This window comes from Haloarcula sp. Atlit-7R (assembly GCF_003666065.1).
Taxonomy (GTDB): Archaea; Halobacteriota; Halobacteria; order Halobacteriales; family Haloarculaceae; genus Haloarcula; species Haloarcula taiwanensis.
Genome location: NZ_QXIK01000005.1, coordinates 18,244 through 36,767 on the forward strand (window position 1 = coordinate 18,244; position 18,524 = coordinate 36,767).

At 63.9% G+C, this 18,524-nt stretch carries 19 protein-coding genes and 1 tRNA gene; 13 read left to right on the forward strand and 7 right to left on the reverse strand.

Going from position 1 to position 18,524, the window contains the following annotated elements:
• Positions 1-11: 11 nt before the first annotated feature.
• The 4 genes from D3D01_RS11875 to D3D01_RS11890 are packed head-to-tail and all read right to left on the reverse strand — an operon-like array spanning position 12 to position 3,982.
• Positions 12-767: an ABC transporter ATP-binding protein gene (locus D3D01_RS11875; protein WP_121512332.1), complete on the reverse strand. Its 756-nt coding sequence runs from the start codon at positions 765-767 to the stop codon at positions 12-14.
• Positions 764-1,594 (reverse strand): ABC transporter ATP-binding protein, encoded by an 831-nt coding sequence (locus D3D01_RS11880; RefSeq protein WP_101350018.1) that lies wholly within the window; start codon positions 1,592-1,594, stop codon positions 764-766. Before D3D01_RS11880 ends, D3D01_RS11875 begins: the two co-directional genes overlap by 4 nt.
• Positions 1,587-2,870 (reverse strand): branched-chain amino acid ABC transporter permease, encoded by a 1,284-nt coding sequence (locus tag D3D01_RS11885; protein WP_121512333.1) that lies wholly within the window; start codon positions 2,868-2,870, stop codon positions 1,587-1,589. Before D3D01_RS11885 ends, D3D01_RS11880 begins: the two co-directional genes overlap by 8 nt.
• Complete coding sequence (locus D3D01_RS11890) at positions 2,867-3,982, reverse strand: branched-chain amino acid ABC transporter permease (RefSeq protein WP_101350016.1); 1,116 nt, start codon at positions 3,980-3,982, stop codon at positions 2,867-2,869. Before D3D01_RS11890 ends, D3D01_RS11885 begins: the two co-directional genes overlap by 4 nt.
• Positions 3,983-4,300: 318 nt before the next feature.
• Between D3D01_RS11890 and D3D01_RS11895 the strand changes: the two genes are divergently transcribed.
• The 10 genes from D3D01_RS11895 to D3D01_RS11945 all read left to right on the forward strand — a co-directional run bounded on the left by D3D01_RS11895 (position 4,301) and on the right by D3D01_RS11945 (position 12,166).
• Entirely contained in the window at positions 4,301-5,515 is a 1,215-nt protein-coding gene (locus D3D01_RS11895; RefSeq protein ID WP_121512334.1) for a hypothetical protein, read from the forward strand.
• A gap of 140 nt (positions 5,516-5,655) precedes the next feature.
• Positions 5,656-5,730: transfer RNA gene (locus D3D01_RS11900), tRNA-Glu, on the forward strand.
• Between the two features lie 74 nt (positions 5,731-5,804).
• Positions 5,805-6,500, forward strand: a complete 696-nt coding sequence (locus D3D01_RS11905) for a molybdopterin-binding protein (RefSeq protein ID WP_121512335.1) — start codon at positions 5,805-5,807, stop codon at positions 6,498-6,500.
• Between the two features lie 196 nt (positions 6,501-6,696).
• Complete coding sequence (locus tag D3D01_RS11910) at positions 6,697-7,767, forward strand: ATP-NAD kinase family protein (protein ID WP_121512336.1); 1,071 nt, start codon at positions 6,697-6,699, stop codon at positions 7,765-7,767.
• A 98-nt stretch (positions 7,768-7,865) separates the two neighbouring features.
• Positions 7,866-8,900: a phosphate uptake regulator PhoU gene (locus D3D01_RS11915; RefSeq protein ID WP_004961528.1), complete on the forward strand. Its 1,035-nt coding sequence runs from the start codon at positions 7,866-7,868 to the stop codon at positions 8,898-8,900.
• A 365-nt stretch (positions 8,901-9,265) separates the two neighbouring features.
• Positions 9,266-9,463, forward strand: coding sequence for a hypothetical protein (locus D3D01_RS11925; protein ID WP_101351434.1), 198 nt, complete (start codon positions 9,266-9,268; stop codon positions 9,461-9,463).
• Positions 9,464-9,526: 63 nt separating this feature from the next.
• On the forward strand, positions 9,527-9,754 hold the full coding sequence (locus D3D01_RS11930) for a hypothetical protein (protein ID WP_004592831.1): 228 nt from the start codon (positions 9,527-9,529) through the stop codon (positions 9,752-9,754).
• A gap of 67 nt (positions 9,755-9,821) precedes the next feature.
• Positions 9,822-10,253 carry an SRPBCC family protein gene (locus tag D3D01_RS11935; RefSeq protein ID WP_101350012.1) on the forward strand — a complete coding sequence of 144 codons (432 nt, stop codon included), beginning with the start codon at positions 9,822-9,824 and terminating at the stop codon, positions 10,251-10,253.
• Positions 10,250-11,068 (forward strand): carbon-nitrogen family hydrolase, encoded by an 819-nt coding sequence (locus D3D01_RS11940; protein ID WP_121512337.1) that lies wholly within the window; start codon positions 10,250-10,252, stop codon positions 11,066-11,068. The genes D3D01_RS11935 and D3D01_RS11940 overlap by 4 nt, the downstream gene beginning before the upstream one ends.
• Before the next feature lie 78 nt (positions 11,069-11,146).
• Positions 11,147-12,166 carry a DUF4349 domain-containing protein gene (locus D3D01_RS11945; protein WP_121512338.1) on the forward strand — a complete coding sequence of 340 codons (1,020 nt, stop codon included), beginning with the start codon at positions 11,147-11,149 and terminating at the stop codon, positions 12,164-12,166.
• 271 nt (positions 12,167-12,437) lie between these two features.
• On the opposite strand, the gene D3D01_RS11950 is transcribed toward D3D01_RS11945, so the two are convergent.
• Positions 12,438-14,555 (reverse strand): CDC48 family AAA ATPase, encoded by a 2,118-nt coding sequence (locus tag D3D01_RS11950; RefSeq protein ID WP_121512339.1) that lies wholly within the window; start codon positions 14,553-14,555, stop codon positions 12,438-12,440.
• A gap of 85 nt (positions 14,556-14,640) precedes the next feature.
• Here D3D01_RS11950 and D3D01_RS24835 point away from each other — a divergent pair, with 85 nt between their 5' ends.
• Positions 14,641-14,775, forward strand: a complete 135-nt coding sequence (locus D3D01_RS24835; RefSeq protein WP_004517924.1) for a hypothetical protein — start codon at positions 14,641-14,643, stop codon at positions 14,773-14,775.
• Positions 14,776-14,815: 40 nt separating this feature from the next.
• Here the strand turns inward: D3D01_RS24835 and D3D01_RS11955 are convergent, their stop codons facing one another.
• Positions 14,816-15,241 (reverse strand): DUF5796 family protein, encoded by a 426-nt coding sequence (locus tag D3D01_RS11955; protein WP_101350008.1) that lies wholly within the window; start codon positions 15,239-15,241, stop codon positions 14,816-14,818.
• A gap of 123 nt (positions 15,242-15,364) precedes the next feature.
• On the opposite strand from D3D01_RS11955, the gene D3D01_RS11960 reads away from it, so the two are divergent.
• Both D3D01_RS11960 and D3D01_RS11965 read left to right on the forward strand, forming a co-directional pair.
• Positions 15,365-16,909: an alkaline phosphatase family protein gene (locus D3D01_RS11960; protein ID WP_121512340.1), complete on the forward strand. Its 1,545-nt coding sequence runs from the start codon at positions 15,365-15,367 to the stop codon at positions 16,907-16,909.
• 75 nt (positions 16,910-16,984) lie between these two features.
• Positions 16,985-17,515 (forward strand): Rrf2 family transcriptional regulator, encoded by a 531-nt coding sequence (locus tag D3D01_RS11965; RefSeq protein ID WP_023843253.1) that lies wholly within the window; start codon positions 16,985-16,987, stop codon positions 17,513-17,515.
• A gap of 36 nt (positions 17,516-17,551) precedes the next feature.
• Here D3D01_RS11965 and D3D01_RS11970 read toward each other — a convergent pair whose 3' ends face one another.
• Positions 17,552-18,502, reverse strand: a complete 951-nt coding sequence (locus D3D01_RS11970; RefSeq protein WP_121512341.1) for a zinc-dependent metalloprotease — start codon at positions 18,500-18,502, stop codon at positions 17,552-17,554.
• Positions 18,503-18,524 lie beyond the last annotated feature (22 nt).

Genomic DNA, 18,524 nt, shown 5'->3' on the forward strand with positions numbered 1-18,524 from the left:
ACCGTTTTTATTTATCCGCCAAGGAAGTCCTGTCGAACCTGCTCGTCGTTGAGGAGAACCGTTCCGTCGTCTTCGTAGCGGTTCTGCCCCTGTACGAGCACGTAACCCCGATCACACCGCCGAAGTGCCTCTTTTGCGTTTTGCTCGACCATCAGAATAGCCGTGCCGTCGTCATTGATGCGGTCGATGCGGTCGAACATATCGTCAACGAGGTCGGGAGCGAGCCCGGCGGACGGCTCGTCGAGCAACAGCAGGTCGGGGTCGAGCATCAGCGCCCGGCCCATGGCGAGCATCTGCTGTTGGCCGCCCGACAGCGTCCCGGCCGACTGGTCGGACCGCTCCCGGAGAATCGGGAACCGCTCGTACACGTCCTCGATCCGGCCTTCCGGCACCTCGTCGAGGATGTACGCGCCCATCTCGAGGTTCTCGCGGACGCTCAGCGAGCCGAACACGTTGCCGGTCTGGGGGACGTAGCTGATTCCCTCGTAAATGATTTCGTCGGGATTTCGCTGACTGATATCGGTCCCGTCGAAGATGACATCCCCGCCCATGTACGTCGTCAGGCCGAAGACGGACTTCATCACCGTCGACTTGCCGGCCCCGTTCGGGCCGACGATGACGACGTACTCGCCGTCCGCAACGTCCATGTGGACGTCACTCAGGACCTGCAGGTCGCCGTAGCCCGCATCGAGGTCCCGGATGGCGAGAAGTCGCTCGGCTGGGTTAGGGAGCGTGACAGTCTCGGACTCCGTTGCACGCTGGCTCATACGTCACCTCCCAGATACGCCTCGAGTACCCGCTCGTCCGACTTGATGGTCTCGGCGTCCCCTTCGGCGAGGACGCTCCCCTGGTGCATGACGATGATGTGTTCGCAGTTGTTCATAATGACATCCATGTCGTGTTCGACCAGCAGGAAGGTCAGGCCCTGCTCTCGGCGGAGTTCGTGGATCCGCTCCAGCAACTTCTCTTCGAGCGTCGGATTGACGCCGGCGAGCGGTTCGTCCAGCAGGATCATCTCGGGGTCGGTCATCAGGACCCGCGCCATCTCAAGCAGCTTTCGCTGGCCGCCCGACAGATTGCCGGCGTTCTCGTGTGCGAGGTGATCGATCTCGAAGAACTCCAGCGTCTCCCACGCGCGGTCGCGAACGGCGGTCTCGTCCGCGATCACGTCGCCGCGAAGCCCCGGCGTCACCGACCGGATGACCGATTCACCGACCTGCCCGCCCGGCGCGAGCATTACGTTCTCTATGACGGTCATGTCGGACAGTTCGCGGGCGATCTGGAACGTCCGGACTAGCCCGCGGTTTGCGAGCGTGTACGGCGCGAGCCCGGTGATATTCTGGCCGTCAAAGGTAACCCGACCGCCAGTCGGCTCGTGGATGCCCGTGATGCAGTTGAACGTCGTCGACTTGCCGGCCCCGTTCGGCCCGATGAGGCCAGTGAGCGACCCCTCTGCGACGGAGAACGTCGCCCCGTCGACCGCGACGACGCCACCGAACTCCTTGCGGAGGCCGTCGACTTCCAGCAGTGGCGACTCGATCGCGTCGCTCGTGACGGCGGTCTCCTGTCGCGGTGCAGCATCAGGTTCACTCATCTGCCTCACCTCCTGGCCCTGACTGCGATCTATCGAGGCGCACGCTCGTTGCGGGTTCGTTTCGGTGGCCAAGCAGCCCCTCTGGCTGGTTCTGAATGATGTATATCAGCACGACGCCGATGAGAACGAACCGGAGCGTACTGACGTTGCTAATGGTGTATGCGAGGAGAGGAAGTGGATCCAGCGACCCGAGCCCGGCGACTGCGTCGATGATGTTGCCGGGTGCGCGAGTGCCGCCAAGAGTGACGTTCTCGCCCAGTCGGGCGGGCAGGTAGAACAGCAGCCCGGAGAACGTCGCTGCGCCGATGATACTCCCGGTGTTGGAGCCGGAGCCGCCGATAATGAGCGCCGCGAACACGTAGAACGTAATCGTCGGTCTGAACTGCTGCGGGCTGACGTAGCCCGCCTGTCCGCGGAACAGGACGCCGGCCAGCCCCATCAGCGCACAGCCGATCATGAACGTCTTGATTTTGAACAGCCGGGTGTCCTTGCCCAGTGACTGGGTCACGGTCTCGTCCTCGCGGATCGCTTTCAGCACGCGGCCGAACGGCGAATTGGTGATTCGAGCGAGCACCCAGTAGCTCGCGGCCACGACCAGCAAGAGGAGTATTCCGTACGTGAGGTTCGCCAGGTTCGGCCCGGAGACGCCGACACCCTCCGCAGCGGTAACGAGTGGCTGCCCGACGCCGTTGATAAGCGTCGACGCCACCTCGTTCGCGGACTTGAACGAGATACCAGTCGCGCCGCCGGTTCCGAACGGCACCCCGAACAGCGAGACCTCGGCGAGGCCGTTCCAGTTGACGATAAGCCGGATGATCTCGGAGAACGCAACCGTCACGATGGCGAGGTAGTCTGCTTTCAGTCGAAGCGCCGGTAGCGCTGCGAGGCCGCCGACGATAGCGGCCATCACCATGCCGCCGATGAGGCCGAACCACAGCGGGAGGCCGAAGCCGGGGACCGCCCCGGCAGCCGGGTCAGTTGGCGCGGTGAGCACCGCCGTCGTGTACGCGCCGACGGCCATGAACCCCGCGATGCCGATATTGAACAGGCCGGTGTATCCCCACTGGAGATTCAGCGCCAGCGCGAGGATGGCATAGCCACCGATAAGAACGGTCACGCTGCCGACGAAGCCGGCGGCGAGGTTCGTCCAGTTCGCACCGCCGACAGCGATTGCCAGCACGAGCATGACGGCCCAGATACTGGCGATGAAGCCGAGAACTAGCCCTACGTCTGGGAGTGCGTCCAGACGGTCTCGAACAGTATCAACAGTACTCATGCTGTCGACACCCCCCCGAAGATGCCGGACGGGCGCAACAGCAAGACGACGATGAGCACCAGAAACGCGGAAGCCCGGGTCAGCCCAGATGGCAACCAGATCAGGGCCAGACTGTCAACCAACCCGATGAGGACGCCGCCGGCCATCGCCCCGTATATCGAGCCGATACCGCCGACGATAACGGCGGCAAAGATGAGCAACAGCAGTATCCAACCGAAATTGAACGCGATGGTGCCGCTTTCCAGAACAAGGAGGTAGCCGCCGATGCCCGCCAGGCCGCCACCGAGAATCCAGGTGAGCCGGATCACGCGTTCAGTCGGAATCCCGGTCACGCGTGCGAGATCCTCGTTGTCAGCCATCGCCCGCATTGCTTTGCCCAGTTTCGTCCGCTGTAGCAGAAGGTGGACGCCGAGCATCAGCAGGACCGACACTACCAGCAGAGTGATTTCGTTGTCGGTCACCGAGACCATCGAGAAAACGGTCACCCGAAGCCCGCCGCTTGCGACCCCACTGGTCTGCGTGCCGAAGACGAACGCGATGAGATAGCGCAGCGCGAGCGCGACGCCGATTGACGCAATCAACAACGAGATGTTGTCCGTGTCGCGCATGGGGCGATAGGTGAGGCGGTCGATAAGTAACACGATACCGATGGACCCAACGCCGGCGATGACGAGACCCAGAAGCACCGGACCGAACGTCGAAACGGTGCTCAACTGCCGTCCCGAGTTAAGCATAAACAGCTCTGAAATCGGGGCTCCGGTCCCGAGGCCAGCGGTGATATAAGCGGCGACCCATCCCAGGAACGCCCCGACAGTCACCGTGTCCCCATGTGCGAAGTTAGCGAAGTCGAGGATGCTGTATGTCATCGACAGGCCGATTCCGGCGAGTCCAACCGCTAGTCCGACGAGCAGCCCGTCCACCACCATCGAGAGCAACGAGCCCACAGTGAGGGAGCCACCCAGCAACTTGGTTCCGAGGAAGAACACGGTTGTCCCAGCGAGCTTTGCAACTAAATCCAGCAAGAGGAAGCCACTTACAGCGGCTACCACTGCTGCGCCCGGCCGATCGCCCACCACTACGCGGCCGTCTCTTGCGAACTCAGCAATTCCCATAGGTTACCGTTCGTTGGACCCTCCTCTCTAAATAACCCACCGGAAATTTATGCGAAATACCGGTGTAGAAGCCAAGACACCGGTGTCAAAACAGGAATCGCCCCCTCCCATGGTCACGTGTTAGACGAGAGACAACCGATACCACGGGACAGAGTGCCGATTGAATCTACTTCGAACCCGGTGAGGGCTGTGAGATCGAGCGCCCGCACGGCGCGCGACACCGGTTTCGGTCACCAGCACCTTCGTTGTACTCGTATCGAGAAATCACCGGACACCGGCCCGATACTGACTGAGAACAGTGCTATTCACAGCGCTTTTATGCGGTCCATCGATGATATACGACAGATGGTACGCCTGGTCGTCGCCAGTCTCGTGCTGGTTCTCTTGCTGGGAAGCGGTGCCGCGCCGCTGGCGGTGGCACAGCCGACCGACGAGAGCGTCGGCGTCCAGACGCCGGACAGGTTCGACCGGACGACGTTCCAGGTCACGCTGTATCAGAACGGGTCCGCGGAGTGGGCTATCCTCCACAGGACCCCGCTCACGAACGAGTCTGAGCAACAGCAGTTCGAGGAGTTCGCCGCGGAGTTCGAGCAGTCAGAGCAGCCATTATACCAGAACTTCGTCAGGCAGTCGACGCTGCTGACGCAGTACGGGACGAACGTGACCGGCCGGAACATGAGTGCGACCGACTACGACCGGTCGGCAACGGTCGACCCGCTCCAGAACACTGGGACGGTGAAGATGTCGTTCCGCTGGCATAATTTCGCGGTCGTCGAGGGCGATGCAGTGGTTGTCAGCGACGTATTCGACGGCGGGTTCTACATCGGGTCGAGTCAGTCGTTCGTCTTTGAGCGCGGCCCCGAACTGACGTTCGTCGATGTCCAGCCGGACCCGGACTCACAGAGCGCCCCTGACTCGCTCGAAAACAGCGCGAGTGTCACGTGGAACGGCGAGCAGTCGTTCAACGACCGCCGGCCCTACGTGGAACTGGAACCGCGCGAGACCGGGCAGAATACCGAGACGGAGCGCGGTACCACGGCGGCTGCCGACGCCCCTGACGGGTCCAGTGGCGGGCCATCGTGGATGCTCCCGGCTGTCGTCATCTTTATCGCCCTCGTCGCCGGCGGTGCGGCCGCGTGGCGGTCCGGCGCGCTGGGACAGGTGCTGGGAACCGACGACGACGAACCGCCCGCTTCGACACCGTCAGCCGCTGCGGCCACGGAGCAGCCGTCGTCGGCTCCGCCGGGCGATGCAACAGCGGACACCGATACGCCCGACGAACCGGCGGTCCCTGACGAGGAGTTACTCACCGACAGCGACCGCGTCCGCAAGCTGCTGGAGGAGAACGGCGGCCGAATGAAGCAGGTGGATATCGTCGACAGCACCGACTGGTCGAAGTCGAAAGTGAGCATGCTCCTCTCTGACATGGAAGACAACGGCGATATCTCGAAGCTCAGGGTCGGCCGCGAGAACATAATCAGCCTCGCCGGTCAGGAACCCGACGCCGCTGGATCACCGTTTGACGATGAGTGATACGTCCGGCTGTGCGTCCGTGTGACATTTCGCTACCGCAGAGAGCTGGTAATAGTTACAGCGACCAGCATGATAAACCAGCACAGGGCGGGGCTGAAACGCAATGATTATACGTATCTCCTCGCTACGAAGTTGTGTACGCTCCGTTGGTGTAGTCCGGCCAATCATATCACCCTCTCACGGTGATGACTAGGGTTCAAATCCCTGACGGAGCATTTCTCTCCGATTCACTGAAACCGCTAAGTGCTGTGACCGACAGTATTTGTGTCCCCCAGTCCAAGCAGGCGGTATGCGCGTCGCGGTAGTCACGGTCGGAGACGAACTGCTCAGTGGCGAGACGGTCAACACGAACGCCGCGTGGCTGGGACACCAGCTCGCGGAGCGGGGCGTCACTGTCGGACGGACGACGGTCGTCCCCGACGAGATCGCGGACATCGCCCGCGTGGTCAACGAGTACCACGCGGAGTTCGATGCCGTCATCGTCACCGGCGGCCTCGGACCGACGCACGACGACAAAACCATCGAGGCCGTCGCCGCGGCGTTCGGCCGGGACGTCGTCGAGAGCGAGGACGCCATCGCGTGGCTGGAGGAACACGGCGGGTATACGCGCGACGACCTGACCGATGGGACCGGCGAGGTGCCGGAGGGGTCCCGTGTCTTGTCCAATCACGAGGGCGTCGCACCCGGCTGTGTCGTCGAGAGCTGTTACGTCTTGCCGGGCGTGCCGGCCGAGATGAAGCGGATGTTCGAGGAGGTCGCCGACGAGTTCACCGGCGAGCAGCGGTACGTTCGCACCGTCGACGCCGATGAGCCCGAGAGCGCGCTGCTCGACCGACTCGCGGAGGTACAGGAGCAGTTCCCGGTCAAGGTCGGTAGCTATCCGGGCGACCACGTGACCGTCCGGTTCGAGGGGACAGAGGAGAAGCTAGTCGAGGAGGCAGCGGCGTGGTTCAGCGAGCGCGTCGACTCACCAACGGCGGAGTGACTACCGGTAGAGATGGTTCAGCCAGAGAAACGTAAGCAGCAGGCCACCGAGCGTGATGACTGCGCCGGACGCGTTGATGATTCCTGTCTGGACGCCACTCTGGAGTACGACTGACATAGCTGTGCGTTCTGCGTGGGGTGGCTTGAAAGGCACGCTCCCGGGCCGCTTTTGCCGCAGGGTCGCGTAGTGACGGCGAATGCGACGAATCGGTGTCGTGGTCAACCCCATCGCTGGCATGGGCGGCCGCGTCGGCCTCAAGGGCACTGACGGGAAAGTCGACGAGGCGCGCCGCCGTGGTGCGGAGCAACGCGCACCGGACCGGGCACGGATCGCGCTGGAATCGCTCGCCCAGGTTGGGGCGGATGTGGAACTGCTCACGTACGGTGACCCGATGGGTGCGGATATCGCTCGCGAGGTAGGATTCGACCCGACTGTTGTCGGCGCTCCGGCAACCGCCGACGAGACGACGAGCGAGGACACGCGGGCGGCGGTCCGGGCCTTCGTCGAGGCTGACGCGGACGTGATTCTGTTCGTCGGCGGCGATGGCACGGCCGTGGACGTGGCGATGACCCTCGACGAACTGGGCGCGACGATCCCGATTCTCGGGGTGCCGGCGGGCGTCAAGGTGTACTCCTCCGTGTTCGGCGTGTCGCCGCGGGCGGCCGGCCGCATCGTCGCCCGCTTCTCTGAGACGGAGCGTGCGGAGGTCAACGACATCGACGAGGACGCCTTCAGGGGCGGGGAGGTCGTCACGGAACTGCGGGCGGTCGCCACGGTCCCCGTCGCCGACCAGCGCCAGTCGGCCAAGCAGCTGGGCGGCGGGAGCGTCGGGTCCCTCGCAGAGAGCGTCGCCGACGCCGTCGAACCAGGCGTCACGTACATTCTTGGTCCGGGGAGCACTGTCGGCGCTATCAAAGGTGAAATCGGATTCGACGGGACGACCCTTGGTGTCGATGTGTGGCGCGACGGAGAGGTACTCGTCCGCGACGCTGCCGAATCGGACATTCTCGATGCTCTCGGCGACCGGAATATCATCGTTGTCTCGCCCATCGGCGGGCAGGGGTTCGTGTTCGGCCGGGGGAACCAACAGTTGTCGCCGGCGGTCATCAGGCAGTGTGACCTCGAAGTGGTCGCTTCGCGGCGGAAGCTGGACGGCATCGGCACGCTCCGTGTCGACACTGGGGACTCGGAATTAGACGAGGAACTGCGCGGCTGGCTGCGGGTCCGCGTCGGGCGTCACGAGCGGAGACTTGTCGAAGTCGTCTGACGCTTCCACAGTCGAGGGCGGCAGGCCATGATATATCGCCCGCGGTATTTTATCATGTATAGTCAAGATTAAGGTATCTCACGCCCCACAAAGGACATATGGAAACACGGAAAGTCCAGCGACTGGGGCCGTCGACGCTCGCGATGACGCTGCCTGCGGAGTGGGCCAGTGCGCACGACGTCGAAAAAGGTGACGAGGTGTCGCTACGGATGGGCGGCAAAGGCACGCTGACAGTCATGCCCGAGTCCGTCCAGACCGAGGAGTCGGAGGCTATCATCCACGCGGAAAATCTCGATGCTGCGTCTGTCGAGCGGGCTATCGTCGCCCAGTACGTGCTCGGCCGGCGCGTCATCCACGTCGAAGCCCCAGAGGGGGAGACGCTGGAATCCTCTCACATCAACGCCGTTTACAACGCCGAAACCCAGCTGATGGGGCTTGGTGTCATCGAGGAGACACCCGACCGAATCGCCATCCGCTGTTCCGTCGACCCGGAGGACTTCACACTCAACAACCTCCTCGAACGGCTGGAGTCCACCGGCTCGACGATGCGAAACGAGGCAGTAAAATCTCTCGCACACGGCAACCCCGATCTCGCGCAGCGGGCGCTCAACCGCGAGCGACAGGCCAACAAGATATTCGTCCTCCTGCTTCGCCTCATCTTCACGGCCTACCAGAACCCGAACCTCGCGCGGGCCATCGGCCTCAACGACGGCTTCCCGCTCATCGGCTACCGCTCGATTGCGAAGAACCTCGAACTGACCGCCGACAACGCCGAGGACATCGCCGAAATCGCCCTCGAGACCGAGGACCACTCGCTCAACGTCGACAGTTCGACGATGCGGCGCATCCGCGAGTTCACCGACCAGGTCAACGACATCACCGAGCTGGCGGTGCAGGCAGCCGTCGACCGCAACTACGACACCGCGATTCAGGTCCGGGAGCTGTACAAGGACATCGGCGACAAGGAACACGAGATTCTGGACGACCTGCCGGAGATGGACAACGAGGCGCTGCTGGAAGTGCGTGAGGTGCTCGTCAGCCTCCAGCAGACCGCCGAGTTCGCGGTCCGGAGCGCCGAAATCGCGACGAACCTCGCGCTCAACGAGGAGTCCGAGCACACGACCATCGAGTAAGCGACGCCGAACCGGTCCGGTTTTTCCTTGCGCTGGCCGCGCCGTGTCTGTCTCGACGACGGAGCGCCCTCTCCGACGGTCACGTCGTTCATCCGGATGGTGTAGCCGACCTTCGTAATCGTGTAGGGGTACGGCTTGGGGTTGTAGGTGTCGAACGCGAGGTTCAGCGGCGTCTCGGACTGTGTGAGGTTCGCCCGGTCCCACGCGCCGCGGGTCTTGTTGACGTAGAGCACCGGGTCCGAGACGAGCGGCTGGTTCGCTTCGACGGGTCGGTATATGTCCTGTGGCCCCAGCCCGAATGAACTAAGTGGGCAACACCGAAAGCGTCGTACATGAGTTCCAAGGCGTCCAAAAGCGACATGGGGATGGGCCTGGCCCTGGTGTTCGGGCTCGTCTCGGTCGGTGCGGCCCTGTTCACAGCAACTAACAGCTACAACTACGCAGTGTTGCACGCACAGGAGCTTGAGACGGGGAACCTGCTCGTGACGTCCGGCGGCGCGTTCGGGCTCGCGATGCTCGCTGCGGCCGTGGCTATCGTGGCGATCCACGCCTACGACGCCTGATACCGGTATCAGATGCGAGACTGTGAAGGGAACCGTTAAAAACGCCGAGACCGTATCTCCTATATGGCCGATTACAGCGAGGAAGACCGACGCATTCTCGAATATCTCCGGGACAGCGTCTCGCGTGGAGAGAGCTACTTCCGCGCGAAGAACATCGCTGAGCAGCTCGGCCTCTCGTCGAAGCAAGTGGGTGCGCGACTCCCACGCTTAGCTGAGGAGGCCGACGAGGTCGAGATCGAGAAATGGGGGCGCGCACGGTCGACGACGTGGCGCGTCACGCCGACTGGATAGCCGCTGCCGGGTTTTCCGCACTGTTACAATCGGTGGATTCATCGGCCAGTAGTCCTCAGTATCTTCCATGACTGTCCGGGTCGAACGAACGATGACTGTGCCGGCCACACCGGAACGTGTCTGGGAATTCATCACTGACCCGGATAAACGGGCCCGGCCGATTAGTGTGGTCACTGACTGGGAAATCATCGACGACACACACGCGAACTGGTCGATCGAACTCCCGATTCCGGTGGTCAACCAGACGATGACGGTGAAAACCGAGGACGTCGAACAGCGTCGCCCGGAGTACGCTCGCTTTATCGGTCGCTCGAAGGTGATGACCGTTCAGGGCGAACACGAACTCGAAGAGACAGCCGACGGCGGCACGAAGCTGACGAACCGGTTCATCGTCGACGGCAAGCTCCCGGGCGTCGAGCGCTTCTTCAAGCGGAACCTCGACGGCGAGATGCAGAACCTCGAACAGGCGCTGCGGGACGACCTCGAAGTCGAAGCATGAGGCTCACACTTGCCCAGATAGACGTCTCGTCGGACTCGGTCGCCGAGAACGTCAGCCGCGCGACGACCGCCATCAAGGACGCGGCCGCGGACGGCGCGGACCTCGTCGTGCTTCCGGAACTGTTCAACGTCGGCTACTTCGCGTTCGACCGATACGCACGCGAAGCAGAGGGGCTGGACGGCGAGACGCTCAGTCGAATCTGCAGCACCGGCGCGGACCACGACGTGGCTGTGTTGGCCGGGAGCGTCGTCGAGGACCTGGCGACGAGCGCTGAGGCCGGGTTCGACGTGCCCGCCGATGCCGGACTGGCGAACACCGCCGTATTCTTCGACCGCGACGGGGAGCGACGGGCAGTGTATCGCAAACAGCATCTGTTTGGCTACGACTCCGCGGAATCCCAGCTACTGGAGCCGGGTGAGACGGTTCCGACTGTGGACTTCGAGGGGTTCACTGTGGGAGTCACCACCTGCTACGACCTCCGGTTCCCAGCGCTGTACCGCCACCTCGTCGACGAGGGCGTGACGCTGACGCTCGTGCCCAGTGCGTGGCCGTATCCGCGCGTCGAGCACTGGAAACTGTTCGGTCGCGCCCGCGCAGTCGAGAATCAGCTGTACGTCGCCGCAGCGAACGGCGTCGGGAAATTCGAGGACGCGGAACTGCTGGGTCGGTCGACGGTGTACGACCCGTGGGGAACGACGCTCGCCAGCGCCGACGACCACCCCGCGCTGGTGACTGCCACTCTCGACCCGACCCGTGTCGAACAGGTCCGCGAGGAGTTTCCGGCGCTTGCAGACCGCCGGACGGACTGGCCATAACCGCAGTCGCTGTTTGACAAAAAGCGGTTTTTGAGCGTTCGCTGTCATTATACCGTCGTCAGGACGATTCCATCCCGTATGGCTTCGCGAGTTAGGGTCCTCGCTGTCGTCGCCCTCCTCCTCCTTGCCGGCTGTGCCGGTCTGGGTGGGAGCAGCGACGCGGGCGGGCCACAGGGCGGCGGTGACGGCGCACAGATGTCCGGCGGTGACAGCAGCTCAAGTCAGCCCGTCGAAGCGGACTCCGGGGCGAACGCCGCGGATAGCGGGAATATTCAGGCCGGCGACGCGGCGGCCGACCGGGCCATCATCCGCAACGGCCGGATGGTGGTCGAAGTGGAGAACTACTCGACGACGGCCGACGCAATCGCCGCCCGCGCTCGCGCGTCCGGCGGGTACGTGAGCGACTCCAACCGTGAACTCCACCGCGATGACGGCGAAACGTGGTACACCGGATACATCGTCGTCAGAGTGCCAAGCGAGGAGTACGAGCCGACCCAGTCGATGGTGGCCGAGCAGGGGACGATCCGCTCCGAAGAGACGACGACGAAAGACGTGACCGACAAACTGGTCGACCTCGAAGCGCGGCTGACCAATCTCCGGGAGCGCCGCGACAGACTGCGGACCTTCTACGACCGGGCAAATAGCACGGAAGAACTGCTCCGCATCGAGGACGAACTGTCGTCAGTGCAGAGTGACATCGAACGTCTCGAAGCACAGAAACGCTCACTCGAACAGCGGGTCGCCTATTCGACGCTGCGTGTCGAAATCCACGAGCCAGCGCCGGAACCGTCGGCCCAGCAGGTGCCGTACCACGAGCGGTCGCTGGTCACTGCGTTCCTCTCGTCGGTGACCGACGTATACGTGTTCACCCGAGGCCTGCTGGTGACTGCTGCGAGTCTCGCGCCCTGGCTCGTCGCCCTCGCCGTTCCAGTCGTCGGCGGCCGGCGGCTCCTTCGCGGTCGGTCGCTCCCGCTACTGGGCCGACGAGGCGCGTCGGAATCAGCTACAGAGGACGGCGACGGTGGAGGCGGAGGCAACGCCCCACAGCAGGAGCCCACTGACCAACCGGATTCGGAGTCGCCTGACGATAAGGCGTAGCCGGAACCCGACAACCGGGCCTTTTTTGCGTGTCCACTCGCTACGAGTAGCTGCCGGCAAGGCGCTTTTCACGTCGATGCCGGCGCTAACGCCCGTCTCGCTGCTCGGCCACTCGGCGTCGCTCGTCCGCCAAGGCTGTCCGGACAGCCTTTTTACTCCTCTCCCGGAGTCGACCCTTTCGCCTCTCCTCGCCTTTCGGCCGAACGCGTCAAGAGAAACCACTGACCAGCAGTTACTGCAAAACGGCTTGACCCGACCGCGTCGCTCGTGGCTACCGCGCGCGTTCCCGTTCCAGCGCTTCGCTGAAGTGTGCACGCGTAATCGTCACTTCGTCGGCGTTCTCGGTGGCTTCCTCGGGCCCGTAGGCGGACGCCACCTCCCGGATGGCCAACATCGACGCTTCACGGACGACGGCCTCCAGTTCTGCGCCAGAGAAACCATCAGTCTCCTCGGCGAGGTCCCCGATATGGATGTCAGAAGCGAGCGGTTTCCCGGCGGTGTGGACAGCGAGAATCTCCTCGCGAGCGTCACGGTCGGGGTTGGGGACCTCGACGTGCTGTTCGAGGCGACCCGGCCGCAGCAGCGCGTCGTCGATCATGTCCCGGCGGTTGGTCGCGGCCAACACGACCAGATTGGGGTTTTCGGTGATGCCGTCCAGTTCGGCAAGCAGTTGCGAGACGACGCGCTCGGTGACTTCGTTGCCCTGGCCGCGGTGGCTGGCGATGGCGTCGATTTCATCGAGGAAGATGATGCTCGGCGCGGTCTGGCGGGCGCGCTCGAACAGTTCTCGGACGGCTTCCTCGCTCTCACCGACGTACCGGTCCATGATTTCCGGCCCGGCGACGTGGATGAAGTTCACGTCGCTCTCGCCGGCGACGGCCCGCGCCAGCAGGGTCTTCCCCGTCCCGGGCGGGCCGTACAGCAGGATGCCGCTCGGTGGGTCCGTGTTCGTCGCGGTGAACAGTTCTCCGTACGACAGCGGCCACTCGATAGCCTCCGTCAGCGTCTGTTTGACCTCGGACAGCCCGCCCACGTCGTCGAACGTCGCCGTCGGCGACTCGGCGACGTACTCCCGCATCGCGCTGGGGTCGACTGTGGCGAGTGCACTTTCGAAGTCGTCTTGGTGGACGTCACCGTCATCGCGGTCCGCCCGGAGTGCGGCCATCGCGGCTTCAGTGGTCAGCGACGCGAGGTCCGCCCCGACAAAGCCGTGGGTCTGTGCGGCGATGCGGTCCAGATCTGCGTCCTCGTGGAGCGGCATGTCCCGCGTGTGAACATCCATAATCTCGCGACGGCCGCTCTCACCGGGGACGCCGATCTCGATTTCGCGGTCGAAGCGGCCGCCGCGGCGCAGCGCCGGGTCGATGGCATCGACGCGGTTCGTCGCCCCGATGACGACGACCCGGCCGCGGTCTTCGAGGCCGTCCATCAGTGTGAGCAACTGGGCGACGACGCGGTTCTCCATGTCGGCGTCCTCGTCGCGGGAGCCCGCGATGGAATCGATTTCGTCGACAAAGAGGATAGCCGGCGCGTTCGCCTCGGCCTTCTCGAAGGCCTCCCGGAGTCGCTCCTCGCTTTCGCCCTTGTACTTGGAGACGATTTCGGGGCCGGAGATGGTGTCGAAGTAGGCGTCGACTTCGTTGGCGACGGCACGGGCGATGAGGGTTTTCCCCGTCCCGGGCGGGCCGTGCAGGAGGACGCCGCTCGGGGGGTCGATGCCCAAGCGGCGGAACTCCTCGGGCTCGGAGAGGGGCATCTCGATCATCTCCCGGATGCGGTCCAGTTCCTCGTCAAGGCCGCCGATGTCCTCGTAGCTCACCCCGGACTCCGTCTCGGCGGTCGGTGTGTTCGCCGTGGCTGTCTCGTCGGATGCCGACTGGTCGGTATCGCTGCCGCCGTCGAGACCGGGCAGCACAGTCACTGCCGTCGTGCCGGTGACCCGAACCGGCCCCGACGGCGACGTTTTGCGGACGAGAAAGGTCCCCAGCCCCTCGATGTGGGTCCGCTCGTCGGCCTGGATTATCTGGTCGACCAGGCGCTTCCTGACCAGGCTCTCGTAGTCCTCGCTGCCCGGCATCGGTTCGACCGGCTGGACGGCGATCTCAGTGGCCTCGGAGACTGACCCGCTGGTCACGGTGACCGTGTCACCGATGTTGACGCCGGCGTTCGCTCTGGTATCTGAGTCAATGCGGACGAAGGACCCGTCGTCATCCGCCGGCCAGACCTTCACGACAGTCCTGTCGTCGCCTTCAACGATGACGGGCGACCCGCTCAGCACGCCCAGCTCAGTCCGTGCGGACTCCGGCAGTCGTGCGATACCGCGCCCGGCGTCGCGCTTGTTCGCACCCTCGACTGTGAGTTCGACACCGGCGTCAGTGGCCCCGCTCATGCCGCCTTCTTGCAATCCGACTCCCTTGAGGGTTCCCGTTGTGTTGCGGGAAAATAATATACGGGCGGCCGTCGGAATCTCTGGTATGGTTGTCCAAACCGAGCGAGACGAGGTCACGTGGTACAAGTGCGAGACCTGTGGCCTGATGTTCGACGACCAGAGCGACGCGCGTCAACACGAGGAGAACTGTGACGACGAAGACCCGTCCTACATCCAGTAACGGTCCTCGCCCTCGCAGTCACGCACCCGCACCACAGGCATTACGCTTCGACGATTTCGAAGCTCCGCTCGCCGAGTTCGTCCTCCTCGAAGACGAATACCCGGCCGTTCGTCACGTCGTAGTCCACTTCCACTTCTGTCCGCATCTGATTGTCCCGGACCGTGACCCCCGGAAACAGTTCGTCTTCCTCGCCGTCGTCAAGGATGACCCGTCCGACGCCCGTCTCTTCGAGAATGTCGTCATGCGTCCGGAGGTCGTTGACGTACACGAGGATACCCGATGTCTCCGTCTCGTCGGTAATCAGGACGTGTGTGTCTTTTCCCGGGGCAGTCTGGATGCTCCCTTCGACCGCCGTTGGGACGCCGTGATAGAACGCCTGGCGGCCGTCGAGGTACTCCACGACGACGCCGTCCTCGGTTAACTCGACCGAGACGGTGTCCGGTGCGATGTCCGACCGGTTGCTCATACTGCCAGTTCCGGCGGCGCGCTCAAAAGTGACGCGTTGTTAGTTTCGACCCGCGGTCGCCCGTCGGCCCGCGTTAGCGACGGGTGCGAAAGGGACTAGTGACTCGCCTGTCTCCGTCTCAGCATGACGAAGACCCTCGTCGTCGGCCTCGACGGCGCGAGCTGGGAACTGCTCGACCCGTGGATTGAGGCCGGCGAGCTCCCGAATCTGGCCGCGTTACGGGACACCGGTACCTGGGCGGGGACACGGAGCTGTCTGCCGCCAGTGACGTTCCCGAACTGGAAGTGCTACTCCTCGGGGAAAGACCCCGGTGGCTTTGGCGTGTTCTGGTTCGAGAACGTCGACCTCGCCGCAGGCGAGATCACCGTAATGAACGGCGGCGACTACGATACCGCCGAGCTGTGGGACTACCTCAACGACGAGGGGCAGTCGGCCGGCGTCGTCAACATGCCGACGATGTACCCGCCGCGGGACATCGACGACCTCGTCGTCGCCGGCGGCCCTGACGCCGTCGAGGGCGAATACCGGTCAATCAGCTCCGGCTACACCTCGCCGCCGGAACTGGCCGAGGAACTTGAATCCCGGTTCGACTACAGCGTCCACCCGGACCCGCTGCTGTCCTCGAACGACGAGCGCGGCGCGGAGGTCGACGCCATTCTCGACCTGCTGGAGAAGCGATTCGAGGTAGCGACGACGCTCTTGGACGAGCGAGACCTCGATTTCGTCCACGTGACGCTGTTTTACCTCAATGTCCTGCATCACTTCTTCTGGGACGACGAACCGAGCCTGCGCGCGTGGGAGCTGGTCGACAAGTGGGTCGGCCGACTCGACGACCGGGAGGAGCTGAACCTCGTCCTGATGTCCGATCACGGCTGCGACGCGACCCAGACGGAGTTCTACATCAACGAGTGGCTGGCCGAAAACGGCTATCAGGTCCGGGACACCAGCGTCGACGCCGTCCTCACCCGGATCGGACTCGACCGGGAGAACCTGCTTGCGGTCGCAAAGCGTGCTGGACTGGTCGACACGCTCGCTCGCGTCGTCCCCGAGTCCATCCAGCAGCTTGTTCCACAGCGCGACGGCGTCAAGCGGGACCGGAAGCTCGAAGCTATCGACCTAGAACAGACGAAAGTTGTCGCCAGTGGGCAGGGGCCTGTGTACATCAACCCCCGGTTCGACGTGGAATCGGTCCGCGAGTCGCTGATGGCCGACCTGCGCGAGGTCGAGGACGAACACGGCCCGCTGTTTACCGACGTGTACCGGGGCGAGGACGTGTACAGCGGCCCCTATGTCGACGCCGGGCCGGAGGTCGTCGTCGACCAGCGTCCGGGCGTCCACGTCAACGACGGCATCGGCGGCGGGACTGTCCAGAGCGGCCCTGACCGCTGGGCGGCCGAGAACACGCCCTACGGCATCTTCGCCGCCAGTGGGCCGGATTTCGAGCCACAGGGCGAACTCGACCGTATCAGCATCCTCGACATCGCCCCGACGCTGCTAGCTGCCCACGGCTGTGCGGTGCCGACGGACATGCGCGGCGAGGTGCTCCCGGTGTTTGCCGAGGACCCCGCCGTCGGCGAGCGCGACCCGCTCAGCATCGCGGACGCGCTCGGGAGCGACGACGGCGACGCCGTCGAAGACCGCCTGAAACAACTGGGATACATGGAGTAGCTGCGGCCGTGCCAGCGACTGGCGTCGAATGAGTGAACCCAATGGGATAAGTAGCCGCTCCCGATACACACCGGTATGGTTAGCATCGATCTGAACAACAGCCAGCGAACGATGCTTACGACGCTGGTAAACAGGTATCAACAGACCGGTGAGGCGGTCACCGGTGAGACAATCGCCGAGGAGATCGACCGGAACCCCGGAACAGTACGAAACCAGATGCAGAGCCTGACCTCGCTGGGGCTTGTCGAAGGTATTCCCGGCCCGACAGGCGGATACAAGCCGACCTCCGAGGCCTTCGACGCAATCGACCGCCAGCAGATCGACGAGGCCGAGAGCGTCGTCGTCGCTCACGACTACGAACGGGTCGACGTCACTGTCGAGGAAATCAACTTTACGAACGTCCACGACCCGGAGAAGTGCCGCGCCCGGTTCCACCTCCAGAGTTCGGTACAGGACTTCAGCGAAGGCCAGGCAGTCATTCTCGGCCCGACGCCGATCTCAAAGCTCGTCGTCGCCGGGACGGTTGTCGCTGTCGACGAATCGAACAGCGAAATCCTCCTCGACGTCGCGAAAATCGAAGCGCCTGTCGAAGAGCCGGAGAAATAAGCGGTCCATGCGGCCACGTAGCGTGCTGTAGCTATTTCAGGGGTCGACGCGGTCGATCCACAGCGTCGGCGTCTCTATTTCGTCTTCAGTGGGAAGGGTGTCCGGCGAGTCCCAGACGCGCCCGGCCGCAGCGACGCCGCGGGCGTCTGCGACTGCGTCGAAAAACGCCTTTCCGCGTTCGTACTGCTGCCGTTTCATCCCGAGACCGAGCAGTCGTCGCATAAGCGACGCGATGGGGCCACGGCCCTGTCGGCGCTCGTCGACTTTCCGTCGCAGGTCGTCGTACTCGTCGTCGAAGGCACGGTCCATCAGCAGTTCCGCGTACCCCTCGACGGCGGTCATCGTCGTATCGAGTTCGCCGAGCGTCGTCCGGTCGATGTTGCCGTCGGTGAGGTTGTCGATGGCGTCCTCCATCGCCGTTTCGAGGTGGTCGGACAGCCACGGGGCCGCGCCGAACTCCGCTGCGTGGGTGACCTCGTGGAACGCGATCCAGCGGCGGAAGCGGTCCCGCTCGACGTTCAACTGATCGGCGACCCGGTTGATGTTGGGGCGCACGAAGTACAGCGCATGGGCGTCGTTGTCTGCGAGCAGGACGGGGTCGTACTGGCCAAGAACGTTGTTTCCCAGGAACGACAGTGCAACAGCCATCGACCCGGTATTGACGACGCGGGCGATGCCGGGGATGTACTCAGCCTGCTGTTCAATCGGCTCCATCACGCGACTGAACGTCGCGACGTTGGCGTCGATCCAGTGGTGACGGTTCTGGATTTCGACAGTCTCGGGCAGATCAAAGGCGAGTTCACCGACCTCACGAACGCGGTCTCTGGCGTCCCGAACGTCGGTGGCGTAGCCGTCGCGTTCAGGCTTCTCGACGGTGAGGTCGCCTGTGTCAGTGGCCCCCTTTGCGGCGTCGGCGACAGCACTCCAGTCGATGGGGCCGTCGCCGGTCGCGCCGGCGACAGCCTGTACACTGTGGTATAATCCCATACGTCTGAAATGTGGCGGGAGG

Coding starts and splice junctions, on each gene's coding strand:
- D3D01_RS11875 (WP_121512332.1), bottom strand. CDS start 767: ATGAGCCAGCGTGCAACGGAGTCCGAGACTGTCACGCTCCCTAACCCA.
- D3D01_RS11880 (WP_101350018.1), bottom strand. CDS start 1,594: ATGAGTGAACCTGATGCTGCACCGCGACAGGAGACCGCCGTCACGAGC.
- D3D01_RS11885 (WP_121512333.1), bottom strand. CDS start 2,870: ATGAGTACTGTTGATACTGTTCGAGACCGTCTGGACGCACTCCCAGAC.
- D3D01_RS11890 (WP_101350016.1), bottom strand. CDS start 3,982: ATGGGAATTGCTGAGTTCGCAAGAGACGGCCGCGTAGTGGTGGGCGAT.
- D3D01_RS11895 (WP_121512334.1), top strand. CDS start 4,301: ATGCGGTCCATCGATGATATACGACAGATGGTACGCCTGGTCGTCGCC.
- D3D01_RS11905 (WP_121512335.1), top strand. CDS start 5,805: ATGCGCGTCGCGGTAGTCACGGTCGGAGACGAACTGCTCAGTGGCGAG.
- D3D01_RS11910 (WP_121512336.1), top strand. CDS start 6,697: ATGCGACGAATCGGTGTCGTGGTCAACCCCATCGCTGGCATGGGCGGC.
- D3D01_RS11915 (WP_004961528.1), top strand. CDS start 7,866: ATGGAAACACGGAAAGTCCAGCGACTGGGGCCGTCGACGCTCGCGATG.
- D3D01_RS11925 (WP_101351434.1), top strand. CDS start 9,266: ATGGGCCTGGCCCTGGTGTTCGGGCTCGTCTCGGTCGGTGCGGCCCTG.
- D3D01_RS11930 (WP_004592831.1), top strand. CDS start 9,527: ATGGCCGATTACAGCGAGGAAGACCGACGCATTCTCGAATATCTCCGG.
- D3D01_RS11935 (WP_101350012.1), top strand. CDS start 9,822: ATGACTGTCCGGGTCGAACGAACGATGACTGTGCCGGCCACACCGGAA.
- D3D01_RS11940 (WP_121512337.1), top strand. CDS start 10,250: ATGAGGCTCACACTTGCCCAGATAGACGTCTCGTCGGACTCGGTCGCC.
- D3D01_RS11945 (WP_121512338.1), top strand. CDS start 11,147: ATGGCTTCGCGAGTTAGGGTCCTCGCTGTCGTCGCCCTCCTCCTCCTT.
- D3D01_RS11950 (WP_121512339.1), bottom strand. CDS start 14,555: ATGAGCGGGGCCACTGACGCCGGTGTCGAACTCACAGTCGAGGGTGCG.
- D3D01_RS24835 (WP_004517924.1), top strand. CDS start 14,641: ATGGTTGTCCAAACCGAGCGAGACGAGGTCACGTGGTACAAGTGCGAG.
- D3D01_RS11955 (WP_101350008.1), bottom strand. CDS start 15,241: ATGAGCAACCGGTCGGACATCGCACCGGACACCGTCTCGGTCGAGTTA.
- D3D01_RS11960 (WP_121512340.1), top strand. CDS start 15,365: ATGACGAAGACCCTCGTCGTCGGCCTCGACGGCGCGAGCTGGGAACTG.
- D3D01_RS11965 (WP_023843253.1), top strand. CDS start 16,985: ATGGTTAGCATCGATCTGAACAACAGCCAGCGAACGATGCTTACGACG.
- D3D01_RS11970 (WP_121512341.1), bottom strand. CDS start 18,502: ATGGGATTATACCACAGTGTACAGGCTGTCGCCGGCGCGACCGGCGAC.